Below are 16,613 nucleotides of genomic sequence, written 5' to 3'. Positions count from 1 at the left end.
GTGTGCGGTGGTTCCTTTCGAGTTCAGTGCGCTGGATCCGGTGCGACAGCGGCGAGTGCGCGCAATCCGGCGGGATAGACCCGTTTGCCGAGGACCAGTGCCGCGATAGCGGCCAGGTAGGCCAGCGGCGCCAGCTGCAGTGCGGATCCCAATCCGATGCGATCGGCGAGGATGCCGACGACGAACGGACCCAGAGCGAGCCCGAGCAGGCTGTTGGCCAGCGTCAACGTGCCGAACGCGGATGCACGTACCGACGGGTGGGTCAGGTTGGCGACCATGGCCGCGGTCGGTCCGGATGAGCCGCCGGAGAAGAATGCGCCGATACCGATCAGCAGCAACTGCAACGGGCCGGTGCCGAGGCTGAAGCCGGCGGCAAGGCACACCAGTGAGATACAGCAGAACGTGATCGCCGCGGTCCATTTCCGCGACATATCGGCGCGGCCGACTCGGTCGGTGATCATGCCGCAGCACACCATCCCGGTGCCGACGAGCAGCACGAACACCGACGCGACCACACCCGCCCGGTCCGGGGCCAGATCGTAGTTGCGGTTGAAGAAGCTCGGCATCCACGACAGCAACACCGCGGCGGTGAAGATCTGCAGGCCACTGCCCAGATAGGCACACACCACCGCGGGGTTGGTGAACAACGTCGACACCGGCGCGCGGAAACCTTCGACGTTCGGCCCTGCTTCCGTGTTCTGATCGGCGGCATAGCGGGCCAGTTTCACCTCGGTCACGACCATGCTGAACAGCGCAGCCAGCAGCAGGCCGAAGACCGCCATGGCGGCAAATGACCAGCGCCATCCGAGGTGTACCGCGATGACGCCGCCCAGGCCGACGCCGAGGACAGATCCGAACGAACCACCCGCCATGAACGCACCACTCAGCGCGGCATGCATCCGAGGGGCGAACACACTGATCACCACGGCGATCCCGACACTGCCGTAGGCGGCCTCGCCGACGCCGACGAGGAAGCGGGCGGCCAGCATCTGCTCGTAGCTCGCCGCCACGGCGCACAGCAGCGTCGCCGCGCTCCACAGCACCGCCATCAGCACCAGGCTGCGCACCCTTCCCCACCTGTCGGCCAGGACAGACAGCGGCAGGGTGAGGATCCCGACCATGAGTGCAACCACGCTGGTGAGCGACGCCAACTGCGAATCCGACAGCGCCCATTCGGTTTTCAGAAAAGGAAAGACCGCACTCAGCACCTGCCTCGACATGTAGTCGGCCAGCAGCAGACCGAACGCCAGTAGGAAAACGACCCACGGGTATCGCCGGCGAGGTCGAGGGGCTCGGGCCGCCTCTACCGGGGCGGCGACCATATGGTCATCCGCCCCGGCGACGGTAGTGTGCAACTCCATTGGTGCTCCTACGAATCCGATGCGTCGAGACGGTGTGCGACGCACCGGAGCTGATAAGGACAGAGACGTCGCCCTCGCGGCCACGTCCGGAGGTAGGCGGGGAGGGTGCTCCCCAGCCTGCTATCGGCGACTCGGTGACTCAGGCGTGCTGGGTGAAACCGACCTGGCCGGGCTTGCGGTTGGGCGCGTAGCCGAGCTTGGCGAGGGTCTCATCGACGCTCGCGTACTGTTCGCCGATCCGGTAGATGTCGCGGGCTTCCTTGCCGTCTGCGACACCACGGCCCAGCTCTTCGGCGATCCGGACCAGCTGCCTCACCTGGTCCGCCGACTTCATCTTCTCGCCCTTACGGCCCCACAGGGTGTCCTCGTTTCCGCAGCGGGCGTGCAGACCGAATGCGATCGCCATGGCGTTCACCGGAAGCACGCTGCGCATCAACGTCTCCAGGGTCAGACACGCACCATCGGGCACCCGCTGAATGAAGTTCATGATGTTGTACGGATTGGGACCGTCGAACCCGCCGCCGATACCCACCCAGGTCACGTTGAACGGACCCATGTACTTACCGCGCCGGATCAGCCGCTCGACTGTCTCGAGCTGCGGGATGCTGGAGAGCTGGAAATGCGGCTGGATGCCGTTGGCGGTCAGCCGCCGCAGGTGTTCCTCGACCCACGCCGGGCCGGCGGGCACGGTCATTTCGCGGTAGGTGTCGTAGAGCTCGGGGCGCTGGATCGACGTACCCGCGATGTCGTCCTCGGTCATCAGCTCGATGATGTTCATCTGACTGGTGTTGATCGCGATGGTCACCTGGTCCGGCTTCGGGTCCAGCTCGGCGAGCATATGCCGGGTGTCATCAGAGAGCCACTTCGCGTCGGCCCCTTCACCTTCGGGGGCGAACGAAATCGACCCACCGACCTGCAGGATCATATCCGGCACCGCCTCGCGCAACCCGGCGAGCAGCTCGTTGAACTTCGACAGCCGCTTGGACCCCTTGCCATCGAGTTCACGGACGTGGATGTGCAGCACGGAGGCGCCGGCCTCATAGCAGTCCACCGCCTGCTGCACATGCTCCTCCATGGTCAGCGGCAGATCCTCGCGGAAGTCGTCGGGCTCCCACTCGGGGCCGTACGGCGCACAAGTGATGACCAGTTTGTCCTGGTTCTCCGGGAACAGCGCATCGTCGTGGAAATGCATGGTTTTCTCCGATCGGTATCGAAATTTCGTGAAAGTGAGGAATTCTCAGAACGGCTTGTCGCCGACGATGCCCGCGCGTTCCATCTTTCGGACCGCAGGCCAGTAGTCCTGAACCGCGTAGTGCTGGGTGGACCGGTTGTCCCAGATCGCGAAGCTGTTCTTCGTCCACCGCCAGCGCACCTGGTATTCCGGAACAGCGGCCTGTCGCATCAGGTAGTGCAGCAACTCGGCGGCCCCTGGCGCGTAGTCTGCGCCGAATCGCACGTTGTCCGGAGTGTGGTAGTTGACCAGATGGGTGGTAAAGGAATTGACGAACAGGATCCGCTCACCGGTTTCGGGATGAGTGCGTACCACCGGGTGCTCGGCGTCGGGGAAACGCTGCGCGAGATCGTGGCGCTTCTCGTCCGACATCACCGCGCCGAAGCTGGCCTCGATGCTGTGGCGGGCCCGCAGTCCTTCGATCTGCTCTTTCACCCGCTCGGGTAGGCGCCGGTATGCCTCGACCATGTTCACCCAGATGGTGTCCCCGCCGACCGGCGGTGACTCCACACAGCGCAGGACCGAACCCATCGGCGGATTCACCCGCCAGGTCGCGTCACAGTGGAAGGCGTTCTCGTAATGCTCTGGGGGGCTGTCGAGGTCCTTGTAGATGCGCACGAGTCCCGGATTGTCCGGGTCGCTGCCCAGCACCGGGTGATCTTCCAGCGGACCGAACCGCCGCGCCAGCGCGACGTGATCGGCGCGACTGATGTCCTGGTCGCGCACGAACAGCACCTTGTACCGGAGCAGCAGGGCGCGCAGCTCGGCGAAGAGTGCATCGTTATGAGCGATCCGCGCGAGGTCGGCATCGACCAGTTCGGCGCCGATCGAACAGGTCAGTGGCGTGGCGGTGATCGTGCCGCACGACATCGAATCATGGGATGGGGCAAAGGTTGTCATCGTTGTCCTCCAGGTGTGGATCCGGCATCAGAGCGTGAAGACCGACGAACCGACGCTGCGGCCCGACTCCATGTCGCGGTGGGCCTGCACCGCATCGGAAAGCTTGTAGCGCTGGTTGATCCCTATCCGGATGCGACCGGCCTCGACATGTGAGAAGAGCTCGCCGGCCAACTCGGCTCGCTCCACGGGATCGGCGATGTAGTCGGCGAGGGCGGGGCGGGTGACGAACAACGAGCCCTTGACCGCCAGTTGCATCGCGTTGATGGGCGGAGTCGGCCCGGAGGCGGTGCCGAAGCAGACCAGCAGTCCGCGTCGCGACAGCGAATCCAACGACGTGTCGAAGGTGGTCTTTCCGATGCTGTCGTAGACGACCGGCACGCCTGCGCCATCGGTGATCTCACGTACCCGTGCGGCGACGTCCTCGCGGGTGTAGATCACCACGTGATCGCAACCGTTGGCGCGGGCGATCTCGGCCTTCTCCTCGCTCGAGACCGTGCCGATCACGGTGATGCCAAGGAGCTTCGCCCACTGCAGGAAGATCAACCCGACCCCACCGGCAGCGGCGTGGAGCAGGACTGTCTGTCCCGCGCGCAGCGGATGGATGCGGCGCAGCAGGTAGGCAGTGGTCAGTCCACGCATCGTCATCGACGCGGCCGTGTCGAATCCGATCCCGTCCGGCAACGCGATCAGATGCTCGGCCGGTATCACCCGTTCGGTGCTGTAGGCACCAAGCGGGCTACCGGTATAGGTCACCCGGTCACCCGCCTCGAACCCGACGACACCCGAGCCGACCGCCTCGATCACGCCGGCAGCTTCGACGCCCATGCCTGCGGGCAACGCGGCCGGATACAGGCCGCTGCGGAAGTAGGTATCGGCGAAGTTCAGCCCGACGGCCTCGTGCCGCACTCGCACTTCGCCGGGCCCCGGGTCGCCCACCTCGACATCCTCCAAGCGCAGAACATCGGGGGCGCCGGTTTCGTAGAAGCGAACAGCTTGTGCCACAACAGATCTCCTCCTCGGTCGATCGCACTCTCCAGTGGATCGACAGTTGTATTCGACGCATGGGTGTCCGGATATGTCGCCGCGTGCTGCGGCATCCACTGGGCGGACCGTCGATCGCGTGCTGTCAGCGGAAGGTCACGTCGGGTGCGCTCACCGATCGCGATGTCCCTGACCACTGATCACCATCGCTGTGATGGGACCCACTGTAATCCGGATCACCAGCCCATGCTTATCCTCAAGGGACGAGATGCTGTTCATTTCGGGACAGGAGATAGTGTGAAGCCACTCGCCCGCTACGCGGCGGTACACGGATTCGTCGAGCTAGGACGCTCGCTGGGGCTGGACTCGGTCGCCCTCATCCGCGCAAGCGGGTTGGACCCCGCCGGTCTGAGCGTGCAGGACCGCTGGGTTCCCGCCGCCGCTGTGGCGGATCTACTCGAGCGCTGCGCGATCAGCTCCGGACGTGAGGACATCGGCCTGCGCCTGGCCGAACGTCGCCGCTTGGCCAATCTCGGCCCGCTCAGCATGGTGATCCGCGAGGAACCCGACGTCCGCAGCGCACTGCGGACCATGTCCCGCTATGAGCACATGTTCAACGAGGCGCTGCACACCCGGCTCACCGAACACAACGCCATCGCCACCATCCGGCTGAGCCTCGATCTCGGCGGGCCGGGTGACACCCGGCAGGCCATCGAATTGGCGGTCGGCATCTTGCACGGACTCATGCGCGGATTCCTCGGCACCGCCTGGCAACCCCTCGAAGTCCGCTTCGCCCACCCGGCCCCCCGCGACCTCACCACCCATAATCGCATCCTCGGGCCCCATATCAGTTTCGATCAGGACTTCAATGGAATCCTCACTTACACCACCGATCTCGACGCGCCCAACGCCATGTCGGATCCCCAGTTGCGCACGTACGCGCAGCAGATCTTCGACGCGCCACGGGCCACCTCGACCGCCACGACCGTGGACCGCGTCCGGGAACTGATCGAGCTGCTCCTGCCGACCGGACGATGTTCGGCCGACCAGATCGCACGGAGCCTCGGCGTCGACCGCCGCACCATCCACCGCCGCCTCGCCGCCGAGGGCGAAACCTTCACTTCCCTGGTCGATTCCACCCGAGCCGAACTCGCCCAGCACATGGTCGCCAGTCGCCGTCACAGCCTGACCGAGATCTCCGAGCTTCTCGCCTTCTCCTCGCCCGGCAATTTCTCTCGATGGTTCCGCACCCGCTTCGGCCACAGCCCGAGCCAATGGCGCACCGCCCGCGCCACAGCCCTCGAAGACTATCGAGGATCGCCGCCCGCACAGGGCTCGTACACCGCGCCGGCATAGTCCGGCACCTCGGGAGTCGGTGAGCCCGCGAAGGGAGCCTGCTCCTTCCATGAGGTCTCGGTGATAGCGGGGGGAAGGTAGGCATTCTGGACCGACTCCCACAGCGCGGGCGCGGCCGCGGGCGAGACTCCGACGAGCCCCGCCAGGAGTTGGGCCACCGTCGCAGCGTTCTTAGGATCCTGCGAGAAGTCGTAGGCATCCCACATGGCCTTGCAGTAGTTCAGTACGTCGTTCGGGCGATTCTCGATGGTCTCGCACGTCGCGGTCGGGTAACCCTGGACCAGCGGGGACAGCGCGTTGCCGTCGCGGCCGACGATATCGGTCACCCGCGTGACCTCCGAAGGAGGCAATTGCTCCTCCATCGTGGGGCCGTAATACATCGCATCGATCTGCCCCGCCTTGAACGCCTGAATCGCGGTGGCCGGCGCACCGACCGCCACGAAGGTGACGTCCGTCGCCGGATCCATCCCCGCCTGGTTCAGCATCTCGGTGATCCACAGCTCCATACCGGAACCTCGAGAGGTGACGCCGATGGTCTTACCTTCGAGGTTCTGCATCGTGGTGTTGGGATCGGTGGTGTCACCCGTGATCTGTGTACCCGGCCGCATGATGACCTCGAGGGTGTTACCCAGGGTGGAGCCCAATGCCTTCACACACGCACCTTTGTCGATCGCCGGCCACATCGTGCCGGGCACCATGGTGCCGACCGTGAGGTCATTGGATATCACCGCCGCGGACTGGGCGGTGGTCAACGAGGGCGGCATCAGCTCCACATCTACGCCCCGCTGGTCGAATAGTCCTTCGCTCTCGGCGATGACCGCCATCAGGTCGCCCGGCACCCCCTGGGTGATCCCCACCTTCATCACCGACCCGTCGGCGGCGCTGCTACTTCCACCGCACGCCCCCAGAACAATTGTCCCGGCGGTGGTCATCGCAATCACAACGGTCTTCGAAAAATGTGTACGCAGCGTCATCTGAAATCCTTATCGGGCTGAATCGGTGGAAGGGGCATGGGTTTTCGGTGCAGCACTACCGGGCACACGGGAGGCCAGTACGCGGCACCGCACGACGACTGTGGAGAAGCCGACCCATCATCGAGGCCGGCCGTCGTCGTCCAGGGTGTGCGCGTGGAGAGGTCAGTGCTGGTTGAGTGCCTCGCGGAGTTCGACGAGCATGTCCCGGTACTCGGCGGAGCTCTCGAGAGCGTTGCGGGGCCGGTCGAGGTCGACGGACATATCGATGACGACCCGGCCTTCGCGCATCGCGACGATGCGGTCGGCGATCAGCAGCGCCTCGTTCAGATCGTGGGTCACGAACACCACCGTCTGCCGTTCCTCACTCCACACGTTGAGAAACTCTTCGCGCACGACGTCACGGGTCTGCGCATCGAGCGCGGAGAACGGCTCGTCCATCAAGATCAGGGCCGGTTTCATGACCCAGGTCCTGGCCAAAGCGACCCGCTGGCGCATGCCCTGTGACAGCTGCCAGGGATAGCGATCAGCCGCCGCCTCGAGACCGACCCTGCGCAACATATCCATGGCCCGTTCACGCCGCTCCACCTTGCCGATGTGGGCGATCTCCATTCCCAACTCGACGTTGCGACGGGCGGTGCGCCATGGGTACAGGGCATCACGAGCGAACATGTAGCCCATCCGCGAGCGCGCCTGCGCTGGGCTGGTTCCGAGCACCAAGACCGATCCTGCGGCTGGGTGAATCAGTCCTCCCATCAGGTTCAGCGCCGTGGTCTTGCCGCAGCCGCTGTGCCCGACCAGCACCAGCAATTCGCCACGCCTGCCGGTGATCGAAAGATCCCGCACACCGGAGAACGAGGTGGCCCCGGCTGGGGTGTAGTCCAATGTCGCGGAACGGATCTCGAAAGCGGGATCCTCGATCGCATCGGCGCCGACGGCGCCCACTGCTGTTACGTCCAAGTGCGTCATCATGCGTCCTGAGGGGGTTGCCAACGGAGGATCGTCTTCTCTACCCGGCCCGACAGCGCATTGAACGCCGCCGCGATAATCGCGAGCACGATCAGCGCCGCGTACACGGTGCCCAGATCGAACGCCGCCGAGGATGCGGATATCTGCTGACCGAGGCCGGCCGTGGACGCGATCAACTCCGCGCCGACCACACCGAGCAGCGAGTAGATCAGGCCGAGTCGCAGGCCGGCGAAGATCGAGGGCACCGCCACCGGAAGCAACACCTTGTAGAAGCGCTGCCATTTATTTGCGCCCAGTACCACCGACAGCCGCAGTAGTTCCGCATCAGCGCTGGCGACGCCCGCCCGGGTGTTGATCGTGATGATGAATACCACCAGCGTGAATGCCAGCACGATCTTCGAGGTCGATCCGATACCGAAGTAGATGACGAACACCGGGGCCAACGCGATGCGGGGCATGGCATTGATCGCATCCAGGAATGGAGAGACCACCGCCTCCACACTCGGGGCCAGCGCCAGCCCGATGCCGACGGCGATGCCGATCACCGCACTGGCGACCAGCGCTATCAACGCCGCCGAAACGGTCGACCACAGGTCTGGCCAGAAGGTGCCTTTCTCCTGCCAGGTGAGGAAGGCCTCCCACACCAGCTGCGGGTTCGAGATCACCAGCTTGTCGCTGCCGCTGTAGTCGTAGCTCAGCTGCCACAGCCCCAGCAATGCGGCCAGCAGCAGAAGCTGCACCGCCAACAGCGGGAACCCGGACAGTTTGGCCCTCGCACCAGTTGCCCCGACAACAACCTTCTTCCCAGGGCCCACCGCACTCTTGCCTGCCCCCGATGTGGTGGCGGGGACACCGCGTGTGATGCCGAATGCGGCGCGCAGGGCAATCGCATTGCGCGCCCGAATTCGTTGATGACTCATATGTATTTCCTTGCATCTGCGGACAACTCGAGGCCTCCGCGTTCACTGCGGCGATCGTCGATCGGGGCCGTTCACGGAAATGGAATGCCGGCCGAGGACACGGCTTCGGGCCAGTGCACTCGACCTGCGCACTCACCTCCGTCGGCAGCAATCGACCCCCGGAGAGGTGAGTGACTGCAGTCACAGTAGCGTCGGGTTTGCCCAAAAACTTGACGGAATGGGACTCAAAACTTGACGAAACGAGATACGGTCGGCTGATGCTGATGAGCAGGAGCGCCGTGCTCAACGACTACGTCGAGGTCGCGGAATCGGTAGGCCTGAACCCCCATTCGCTCATGCGCGTCGCGGGGATCGACCTCGGCGCCCTCACCACCACGACGACGTGGATCCCGGCGCAGTCGGTGGACCACCTGCTCGAGATTTCCGCGGCGCAATCGTGTTGCCCGGATTTCGGTGTGCGGATGTCGGTCAGCCGAGGCCTGTCCAACCTCGGTCCGGTGGGACTCATCGCACGAGAAGAGCCCGATGTCCGCAGTGCGCTCGGGATCGTGCTGCGCCACATAAGCCTGCACAATCAGGCCATCGATCTGAGCTTGACCGAGTCCGGTGGACTGACCACCCTGTACGCACAGTCCGCGCCCGGAATAACACTGGGCCGGCAATCCATCGAGTTGGTAGTAGCTTCCGTCTTTCGAATTCTGGCGGATCTACTTCCCACAGACTGGCAACCAGTGGCCATCTGCCTCGCACACGAGGCCCCTCCAGATATTGATACGCACCACCGGATGCTCGGCCAGACCGTGACCTTCGGACAGGGGATCGACGGAATCATCACCGCGTCGAGCGACCTCGAGACACCGAATCCGCTGTCCAACCCGCTGCTGCGCCCGTTTACCCAGGAATACCTCGGGCTACTGGCCCCCGCCACCGGCACAACGCTGCCGCTCCAGGTCCGCGACTTGATCGCCACACTCTTGCCGACCGAGAACTGCTCGGCCACCCGGATCGCACACAGCCTGGGGACCGACCGCCGCACGCTGCACCGCCACCTGGCCAACGCGGGCGAGTCGTATTCCTCGATCCTCGACGCCGTCCGTACAGAGCACGCCCGCCGTGCGATTGATCAGGGAACCCGCTCCCTCACCGAGATCGCGGCAGAGTTGGGGTTTTCCGAACTGAGCGCGTTCTCGAGGTGGTTCCGGCAGCGATTCGGGGTAAGCCCCCGAGCCTGGGGGAAGAGGACCACGTCCGACGACCCTCGCTGAGCGAAATCGAGCCGATGCGAATCATTTATCCGACGCGGTAGCCCTGCGCCGCGACGCCATCTCCTCCACCAAGATGGGAACACCGAGGTTGCAGGAGTGGATGCCGACAATCGTGGCCAGTTTGAGCACCTCGAGGATCTCTTCGGGGGTCACTCCCATATCCAACGCGGCCTGGATATGACGCCTGGTTCCGGGCGCGTACATATGGGTCGCCGACGCATCAACGGCAATGCACAACAGCTGCACCACCTTCGGCGGGATGACACCGCTCTGGAACGGCTGCATCGCCATCTTCATGTACAGCTCGGTCCACTCGGGATCCATCTCGTACAGGCCGTCCCAGAGTTCATTCCAGCCGCCGCCTGCCTTCATGCGCTCGACAACCGGGTACTCGGCCTTCTCTGTGTTCATGATTTCTCCCCAATTGTCCGGAACTCTTGCGATGCAGCAGAACTTGCTCAGACAGCAAGTGACAGCAGTCACAGTAGCGCGGAGACGCCCCGGCAATTTGACACTTCGGGACCGAATACTTGACCAATGGGGAGAGTTACCTCCGCACGACCGGGCCGGTCAGCCCTCCAGCGGCGGGCGCAGCGCGGGGAACCAGATGTCGGTGAGCACCTCGATGGCCCGATCCACCGAGACGTCGATAGTGCCCAACATCGCCCAACGGGTAAAGAACCGTTCCAGCTGCGCGACCAGCAGTTCCACCCGCAGCCGCGCCTCATCGCGCCGATCGGCCGGCCATCCGGCGAGGTAGGCGGTCATCGAATCGGGGAGTGCCGAAATACCGTTGCGAGCGATCTCGCGAAACTCGGGTTCCAGCGCGGTCGCCTCGTCCCAGGCGGGAAGCAGATCTTTGTACTCGTTAAACCACTCGATCGCGCTGCCGACCCAGCGGGCGAACTCGGCGCGCGACCCCGTCTCGAGCACCCGGTCGAGATCCTCGTAGAAGTGCAGCGCCGTTGGCGCGGTGCCCTGCTCGCCGATCACCCGCAGAATCTCGAGTTTGCCCGCGAAATGCAGGTAGAAAGTGGCGCGGCTGCAGCCGACCGCGGCGGCAATGTCGTCCACCCGCACGGCCGCGTACCCACGGGCGGCGAACAGCTCCTTGGCGGCGTCGATCAGCCTGGCCCTGGTCTGCTGCTTCTGCTCATCCCGCAGGTTCGTGTTCGCGCGCATGGTGAACAGATCCTCGATTCCCTCGACAACGCTCTGACGTGCGTCTTCCGCGGAGCAAGTCTACGCGGCAGCGGACTCACTAAACATAGCGCCACTCACTAGACGCACTGTCCATCGAATGTTAATGTGTTGCCTACGTCACTCCGGCGCGCACAACGCATCGGACGGTTCGGCCGTCAGCGACGACGGCCCTCCCAGCACAAGGACAGTGAATGACGTCAACAGCACTCCCCCGCGTCTGCGTGATCGGCGCCGGCCCCTCCGGGATCACCGCAGCCAAACGCCTGAAAGATCACGGCATCCCCTTCGACTGCTACGAGGCGTCCGACGACGTCGGTGGCAACTGGTACTTCAAGAACCCCAACGGCATGTCGGCCTGCTATCAGAGCCTGCACATCGATACGTCCAAGTTCCGCTTGGCCTTCGAGGACTATCCCGTGCCCGAGGAATGGCCGGACTTTCCACACCATTCACAGCTGTTCCAGTACTTCCGCGACTATGTCGACCATTTCGGCATCCGCGACCGGATCGTGTTCGATACGGAGGTGACCGCGGCCGAGCGCACCGCGGACGGACGCTGGCTGATCACCACCAGCCAGGGCTACGCCAAGAACTACGACGCGCTCATCGTCTGCAACGGGCACCACTGGGATCCCCGCCTCCCGGACTATCCCGGTGAATTCGACGGCACACTGATGCACAGCCACGCCTACAACGACCCGTTCGACCCGATCGATATGCGCGGCAAGCGCGTTGTCGTTGTCGGCATGGGCAATTCGGGTCTGGACATCGCCTCCGAACTGTCCCAGCGGTACCTCGCCGCGAAGCTGCACGTCTCCGCGCGGCGCGGAGTCTGGGTCCTACCGAAGTACGTCAACGGCAAGGTCGGCGACAAACGCGAGATTCCGCGGTGGATGCCACCGAAGCTTGGGCTCAAACTCCGGCAGCGCTTCGTTCGCAAAACCCGCGGCAATATGGAGGACTACGGCCTGCCGAGGCCGGACCACCTGCCATTCGAGGCCCATCCTTCGGCCAGCGAGGAGTTCCTGCACCGCGCCGGTTGCGGCGACATCACATTCAAGCCCGCGATCACCGCATTGGAGGGGCCGCGGGTGCGCTTCGCCGACGGCAGCACCGATGAGGTGGACGTGATCGTCTGCGCCACCGGGTACCGCATCTCGTTTCCGTTCTTTTCCGATCCAGACCTGCTGCCCGACGCCGATAACCACTTCCCGCTGTTCAAGCAGATGATCAAGCCAGGAATCGACAACCTGTTCTTCCTCGGCCTTGCGCAGTCGCTGCCCACCCTGGTGAATTTCGCCGAACAGCAGTCCAAGCTGGTCGCCGCCTATCTGACCGGCCGCTATCACCTGCCCTCGGCGCAGGAGATGCAGGCGACCATTCGATCCGCGGAATCCACCCGAACCGGCCGCTACTACGACTCGCCCCGGCACACCATCCAGACCGAGTTCGTACCGTATGTGCGGGATATGCGGCGCGAACTCGAGCGCGGCGCGAAACGCGCGGCAGCCGAGGGTAATTCGCTTCCTGTCCCGGCTCGTACGCTCGAGCACGTGTGAGACGGCGATGACCAGTACGACAGGAACCGCCACGTCGGGCTTCTGCGCCGAGCAATTCGCGCAGGTCCGCACAGAGCTGGAGGCGCGGCTCGCCTCCGGCGACGAGCTGGGTGCCTCGATATGCATCACGGTCGACGGTGAAACGGTCGTCGATCTCTGGGGCGGCCATCGTGACCCGCGACGCAGCGTGCCATGGACCGAGGACACCCTGGTCAACGTCTTCTCCATCACCAAGACGATGACCGCGCTGTGCGCCTTGCTGCTCGTAGACCGCGGCGAGCTGGATGTGGACGCAAAGGTTGCCAGGTACTGGCCGGAGTTCGCGGCGAACGGCAAGGGCGGCATCGAAATCCGGCACCTGCTCGCCCACACCTCCGGCGTCTCGGGATGGCAGCCGCCGATCGAACTGCCCGACATCTACGACACCGCGGCGTCCGCGGCCCGGTTGGCCGGCCAAGCCCCGTGGTGGGAACCTGGCACGGCGTCGGGATACCACGCACTCGACTACGGCCACCTGATCGGCACGGTGATCCACCGCGTCACCGGGCGCACGCTGGGCGAGTTCTTCGCCGAAGAGCTCGCCGGGCCGCTGGGCGCGGACTTCCATATCGGCACCGCGCCCGAGCACCACGGGCGGATCGCCACCCTGATCCCGCCCGCCATGCCGGAATTCGACATGGCCACGCTGGATCCGGACAGCATCCTGGTCAAGACGCTCACCAGCCCGCTGCTCGACATAGCGGAGACCGCGAGCCCGGGCTGGCGGCAGTCGGAGATCGGCGCCGTGAACGGCCACGGCAATGCCCGTTCGGTGGCCCGGGTGCAGTCGCTGGTGTCCTGCGGCGGCGAGCTGGGCGGTCGCAGGCTGTTATCGGACCGGACGATCGAGCTGATCTTCCGGAAACAGTCCGATGGCGTGGATCTCGCGCTGCTGCTACCACTGCGCTTCGGCATCGGCTACGGCTTGCCGCAACCGCAGACGGCGCCGGAGGTCCCCGAGGGCCGGGTGTGCTGGTGGGCCGGGTTCGGCGGCGCGATGGTGGTCAACGACCTCGACCACCGCACCACCTTCGCCTACACCATGAACCGGATGGCCCCTGGCCTGATCGGCTCGGATCGCGCCGACGCCTACCTGCGCGCGACATTCGAGGCGGTGCGCGGATGATGCGGGCGCTACAGCTCACCGCACCAGGTGTGCTGGAACTATGCGAAGTGCCCATCCCTGATATCGGCCCGAGCGATCTACTACTGCGGGTGGGCGCGGCGGGAATCTGTCATTCGGATCTGCACGTGCTGCACCTCCCGGTCCGCGTGCGCGAGCAGCCGCTGACCCTCGGCCATGAAGTCGCCGGCACCATCGAGGCGGTCGGCGATGCCGTCGTCGGCCGCAGCACCGGGGAGCGCGGCGTGGTGTATTTGTGCTGGTCGTGCGGTGTGTGCCGGGAGTGCGTCAGCGGCAACGAGAACGTCTGCGAAGCCGCGGGCCGCACCGCCATGCCGCCCTGCCCCGGTCTGGGGCCGGACGGCGGGATGGCCGATTACATCCGGGTGCCCGCGAGTTCGTTCGTGCCGATCGGCGATCTCGATTTCACCCAGGCCGCCCCACTGGCCGACGCCGCACTGTCGAGCTGGCACGCCATCCGCGGCACGCGCGAGCACCTCGGGCCCGGTTCGGTGGCGGTGGTCATCGGGATCGGCGGGCTCGGGCACGTCGCGGTGCAGATGCTCGCCGCCACCACGGCGACCCGGGTGCTGGCTGTGGACGTCAGCGCAGGCAAACTCGATCTCGCCGCGCGGTGCGGTGCTTCGGACGGGCTCCTCGCGGGTGACAGCACCGCCGCCGACATCCTGGCCCGCACCCGGGGCCGCGGCGCCGACGCGGTATTCGACTTCGTCGGTATCGACTCAACCGCGCGAATTTCGGTGGAGTCGGTGGCGCCCAACGGGGCCTACCGGATGATCGGCCTCGGCGGCGGCGCACCCGAGATCACGGCGGCGCCCGCGGGCGGTCCGGGCTGGCCGTGGGGCGCCTCGGTCCGAAAATCCTACGGCGGCACCAAATCCGACCTGATCGACGGCGTGGCATTGGCCGCGGCGGGCACGCTGCGCGTCGAGGTGGAGCGTTTCCCACTGGCCGAGGGCCCGGCTGCCCTCGACCGACTCGAACGTGGCCTGATCACCGGCCGAGCGGTCCTGGTTCCCGACCCGTGACCAACACACTCCATAACGAGGAAGTACTACCGATATGACAAAGCCGATCGACCTGCACACGTTGGTGGCCCAGGCGGCGAACACGCTCACCGGCCCCGGCGGCCGATTCGAGATGGTTGTCGAAGACGTCCTCGGCGCACCGATGCCGGTGATGCGTCACCGCAAGACCTCCTTACGCGACGTACTCACCGCCGCCGCACATGGCGATCGGGACTACCTGGTCACCGCGGACCGCCGGCTGTCCTTCACCGAGCACGCCGCCGCCGTTGCCGCCCTTGCCACTGCCCTCCGCGACAAATACGGCGTCGAAAAGGGCAACCGCATAGGCATTCTCGCGGCGAATACACCAGAATGGGTGGTCACGTTCTGGGCCGCGCAGGCACTCGGCGCGATCGTCGCGGGCTACAACGCGTGGTGGGCGCCGCGGGAAATCGCCTACGGCATCGGGCACACCACCCCGGCTGTGCTCATCGTGGACGCCAAGCGCGCTGCGCTCGTTGCCGAACTCGATATCGGTATCCCGGTGCTCACCATGGAGGAGGACGTCCCCGCGCTCGTCGCCGAATACCGGACCGACACCCTGCCGGACACCGAGCTCGATGAAGACGACCCCGCGGTGATCCTGTACACCAGCGGCACCAGTGGACGGCCAAAGGGCGCGGTACATTCCCATCGAAATGTGTTGGCGGTCATCGACTATCACCTCTTCAGCGACGCGCTGACCGCGGCGCTCACCGGGGCGGCACAACCACCTACCGGTAGGCGGTTTCTGGTCACCTCGCCGCTGTTCCATATCGCCAGCCTGCACAACCTGGTAATCCCCCGGCTGGTAACCGGTGATGCGGCGGTGATCCACCAGGGCTCATTCGACGCCGACCGGGTATTGCGTCTGATCGAGCGGGAACACATCACCAACTGGGGCGCCATGCCGACCATGGCGACGCGGATGCTGGAGCTCGAACTGTCCGGTTACGACTTGTCCTCGCTGACCGCATTCTCGCTCAACTCGGCGCCGTCGTCGGCGGCGCTGCAGCAGAAGCTGCGCGACCAGCTGCCTGTGGCCCGCAACGCACTGGTGACCAGCTATGGAATGACCGAATGCAGCACTGCCGCGACGCTGGCCGCCCCGGCCGAGCTGGCCGCCTTCCCCGACAGCGTCGGGCGACCGATCATCGGAGTAGCACTGGAGATCCACGACGAGGCGGGCACAACGGTCCCCGACGGTGTCGAAGGCGAGATCTGGGTACGCAGCCCGTACGTCATGCTCGGGTATTGGCAGGACGAGGCGGCGACCGCCGCGGCGATCACCACAGACCGATGGCTGCGCACCGGCGACATCGGTGTGCTCGAAGACGGCAGGTTGCGGCTGTCGGGGCGACGCTCGGATCTCATCCTGCGTGGCGGGGAAAACGTCTATCCCACCGAAATCGAACAGTGCCTCGACGAGCACCCCGCGGTGCGGGAATGCGCTGTCGTCGGGGTCCCCGACGACGACCTCGGACAGCAGGTCGCCGCCGTGGTCGTGGTCGACGACACCACGGCGATCACCGAAGACGCGTTGCACGCGTACGCCACGGAACGGCTCGCCTATTACAAGGTGCCTGCCCGCTGGCGGCTCATCACCACCGCTCTCCCGCGCAATGCGACCGGCAAGGTCGTGCGCACAGGTCTCGAGGTGTGAATCCC

At 65.4% G+C, this 16,613-nt stretch carries 15 protein-coding genes; 6 read left to right on the top strand and 9 right to left on the bottom strand.

Annotated features, from left to right (window positions below):
* Positions 1–23: 23 nt before the first annotated feature.
* From GV792_RS14665 to GV792_RS14650, 4 genes are all read right to left on the bottom strand, one after another.
* Positions 24–1,322 (bottom strand): MFS transporter, encoded by a 1,299-nt coding sequence (locus GV792_RS14665; RefSeq protein ID WP_163824701.1) that lies wholly within the window; start codon positions 1,320–1,322, stop codon positions 24–26.
* 178 nt (positions 1,323–1,500) lie between these two features.
* A complete protein-coding gene (locus GV792_RS14660) occupies positions 1,501–2,553 on the bottom strand; it encodes a BKACE family enzyme (protein ID WP_163824645.1) in 1,053 nt (350 codons plus the stop codon).
* Positions 2,554–2,598: 45 nt separating this feature from the next.
* Complete coding sequence (locus tag GV792_RS14655; protein WP_163824644.1) at positions 2,599–3,492, bottom strand: TauD/TfdA dioxygenase family protein; 894 nt, start codon at positions 3,490–3,492, stop codon at positions 2,599–2,601.
* A gap of 27 nt (positions 3,493–3,519) precedes the next feature.
* Positions 3,520–4,494 carry a quinone oxidoreductase family protein gene (locus GV792_RS14650; protein ID WP_163824643.1) on the bottom strand — a complete coding sequence of 325 codons (975 nt, stop codon included), beginning with the start codon at positions 4,492–4,494 and terminating at the stop codon, positions 3,520–3,522.
* A 276-nt stretch (positions 4,495–4,770) separates the two neighbouring features.
* On the opposite strand from GV792_RS14650, the gene GV792_RS14645 reads away from it, so the two are divergent.
* Entirely contained in the window at positions 4,771–5,829 is a 1,059-nt protein-coding gene (locus tag GV792_RS14645) for an AraC family transcriptional regulator (RefSeq protein WP_163824642.1), read from the top strand.
* On the opposite strand, the gene GV792_RS14640 is transcribed toward GV792_RS14645, so the two are convergent.
* The 3 genes from GV792_RS14640 to GV792_RS14630 all read right to left on the bottom strand — a co-directional run bounded on the left by GV792_RS14640 (position 5,781) and on the right by GV792_RS14630 (position 8,689).
* Complete coding sequence (locus GV792_RS14640; RefSeq protein WP_163824641.1) at positions 5,781–6,803, bottom strand: ABC transporter substrate-binding protein; 1,023 nt, start codon at positions 6,801–6,803, stop codon at positions 5,781–5,783. The genes GV792_RS14645 and GV792_RS14640 overlap by 49 nt on opposite strands.
* Before the next feature lie 162 nt (positions 6,804–6,965).
* On the bottom strand, positions 6,966–7,760 hold the full coding sequence (locus GV792_RS14635; RefSeq protein WP_163824640.1) for an ABC transporter ATP-binding protein: 795 nt from the start codon (positions 7,758–7,760) through the stop codon (positions 6,966–6,968).
* Positions 7,761–7,768: 8 nt separating this feature from the next.
* Positions 7,769–8,689: an ABC transporter permease gene (locus GV792_RS14630; RefSeq protein ID WP_175584367.1), complete on the bottom strand. Its 921-nt coding sequence runs from the start codon at positions 8,687–8,689 to the stop codon at positions 7,769–7,771.
* 257 nt (positions 8,690–8,946) lie between these two features.
* Here GV792_RS14630 and GV792_RS14625 point away from each other — a divergent pair, with 257 nt between their 5' ends.
* Entirely contained in the window at positions 8,947–9,954 is a 1,008-nt protein-coding gene (locus GV792_RS14625) for an AraC family transcriptional regulator (protein WP_163824639.1), read from the top strand.
* Between the two features lie 21 nt (positions 9,955–9,975).
* On the opposite strand, the gene GV792_RS14620 is transcribed toward GV792_RS14625, so the two are convergent.
* Together GV792_RS14620 and GV792_RS14615 are read right to left on the bottom strand one after the other, a co-directional pair.
* Positions 9,976–10,365, bottom strand: a complete 390-nt coding sequence (locus GV792_RS14620) for a carboxymuconolactone decarboxylase family protein (protein ID WP_163824638.1) — start codon at positions 10,363–10,365, stop codon at positions 9,976–9,978.
* A 159-nt stretch (positions 10,366–10,524) separates the two neighbouring features.
* Positions 10,525–11,136, bottom strand: coding sequence for a TetR/AcrR family transcriptional regulator (locus tag GV792_RS14615; protein ID WP_163824637.1), 612 nt, complete (start codon positions 11,134–11,136; stop codon positions 10,525–10,527).
* Positions 11,137–11,348: 212 nt separating this feature from the next.
* Here GV792_RS14615 and GV792_RS14610 point away from each other — a divergent pair, with 212 nt between their 5' ends.
* From GV792_RS14610 to GV792_RS14595, 4 genes are read left to right on the top strand one after another with little or no spacing between them, the layout of a single operon-like run.
* Entirely contained in the window at positions 11,349–12,716 is a 1,368-nt protein-coding gene (locus tag GV792_RS14610; RefSeq protein WP_163824636.1) for a flavin-containing monooxygenase, read from the top strand.
* Positions 12,717–12,723: 7 nt separating this feature from the next.
* Entirely contained in the window at positions 12,724–13,881 is a 1,158-nt protein-coding gene (locus GV792_RS14605) for a serine hydrolase domain-containing protein (RefSeq protein WP_163824635.1), read from the top strand.
* Positions 13,881–14,927 carry an NAD(P)-dependent alcohol dehydrogenase gene (locus GV792_RS14600; protein WP_163824699.1) on the top strand — a complete coding sequence of 349 codons (1,047 nt, stop codon included), beginning with the start codon at positions 13,881–13,883 and terminating at the stop codon, positions 14,925–14,927. Before GV792_RS14605 ends, GV792_RS14600 begins: the two co-directional genes overlap by 1 nt.
* 34 nt (positions 14,928–14,961) lie before the next feature.
* A complete protein-coding gene (locus GV792_RS14595; protein WP_163824634.1) occupies positions 14,962–16,608 on the top strand; it encodes a class I adenylate-forming enzyme family protein in 1,647 nt (548 codons plus the stop codon).
* The last annotated feature ends 5 nt before the right edge of the window (positions 16,609–16,613 follow it).

The sequence above is a fragment of the Nocardia cyriacigeorgica genome (assembly GCF_010868145.1).
GTDB classification, from domain to species: domain Bacteria; phylum Actinomycetota; class Actinomycetes; order Mycobacteriales; family Mycobacteriaceae; genus Nocardia; species Nocardia cyriacigeorgica_D.
This window is presented reverse-complemented; position numbering and strand designations above follow the sequence as displayed.

Excerpts from the sequence above, each read along its gene's own strand:
- GV792_RS14620 (WP_163824638.1), bottom strand. The coding sequence starts at position 10,365 with ATGAACACAGAGAAGGCCGAGTACCCGGTTGTCGAGCGCATGAAGGCA.
- GV792_RS14630 (WP_175584367.1), bottom strand. The coding sequence starts at position 8,689 with ATGAGTCATCAACGAATTCGGGCGCGCAATGCGATTGCCCTGCGCGCC.
- GV792_RS14640 (WP_163824641.1), bottom strand. The coding sequence starts at position 6,803 with ATGACGCTGCGTACACATTTTTCGAAGACCGTTGTGATTGCGATGACC.
- GV792_RS14595 (WP_163824634.1), top strand. The coding sequence starts at position 14,962 with ATGACAAAGCCGATCGACCTGCACACGTTGGTGGCCCAGGCGGCGAAC.
- GV792_RS14615 (WP_163824637.1), bottom strand. The coding sequence starts at position 11,136 with ATGCGCGCGAACACGAACCTGCGGGATGAGCAGAAGCAGCAGACCAGG.
- GV792_RS14605 (WP_163824635.1), top strand. The coding sequence starts at position 12,724 with ATGACCAGTACGACAGGAACCGCCACGTCGGGCTTCTGCGCCGAGCAA.
- GV792_RS14600 (WP_163824699.1), top strand. The coding sequence starts at position 13,881 with ATGCGGGCGCTACAGCTCACCGCACCAGGTGTGCTGGAACTATGCGAA.
- GV792_RS14655 (WP_163824644.1), bottom strand. The coding sequence starts at position 3,492 with ATGACAACCTTTGCCCCATCCCATGATTCGATGTCGTGCGGCACGATC.
- GV792_RS14610 (WP_163824636.1), top strand. The coding sequence starts at position 11,349 with ATGACGTCAACAGCACTCCCCCGCGTCTGCGTGATCGGCGCCGGCCCC.
- GV792_RS14665 (WP_163824701.1), bottom strand. The coding sequence starts at position 1,322 with ATGGTCGCCGCCCCGGTAGAGGCGGCCCGAGCCCCTCGACCTCGCCGG.
- GV792_RS14625 (WP_163824639.1), top strand. The coding sequence starts at position 8,947 with ATGCTGATGAGCAGGAGCGCCGTGCTCAACGACTACGTCGAGGTCGCG.
- GV792_RS14660 (WP_163824645.1), bottom strand. The coding sequence starts at position 2,553 with ATGCATTTCCACGACGATGCGCTGTTCCCGGAGAACCAGGACAAACTG.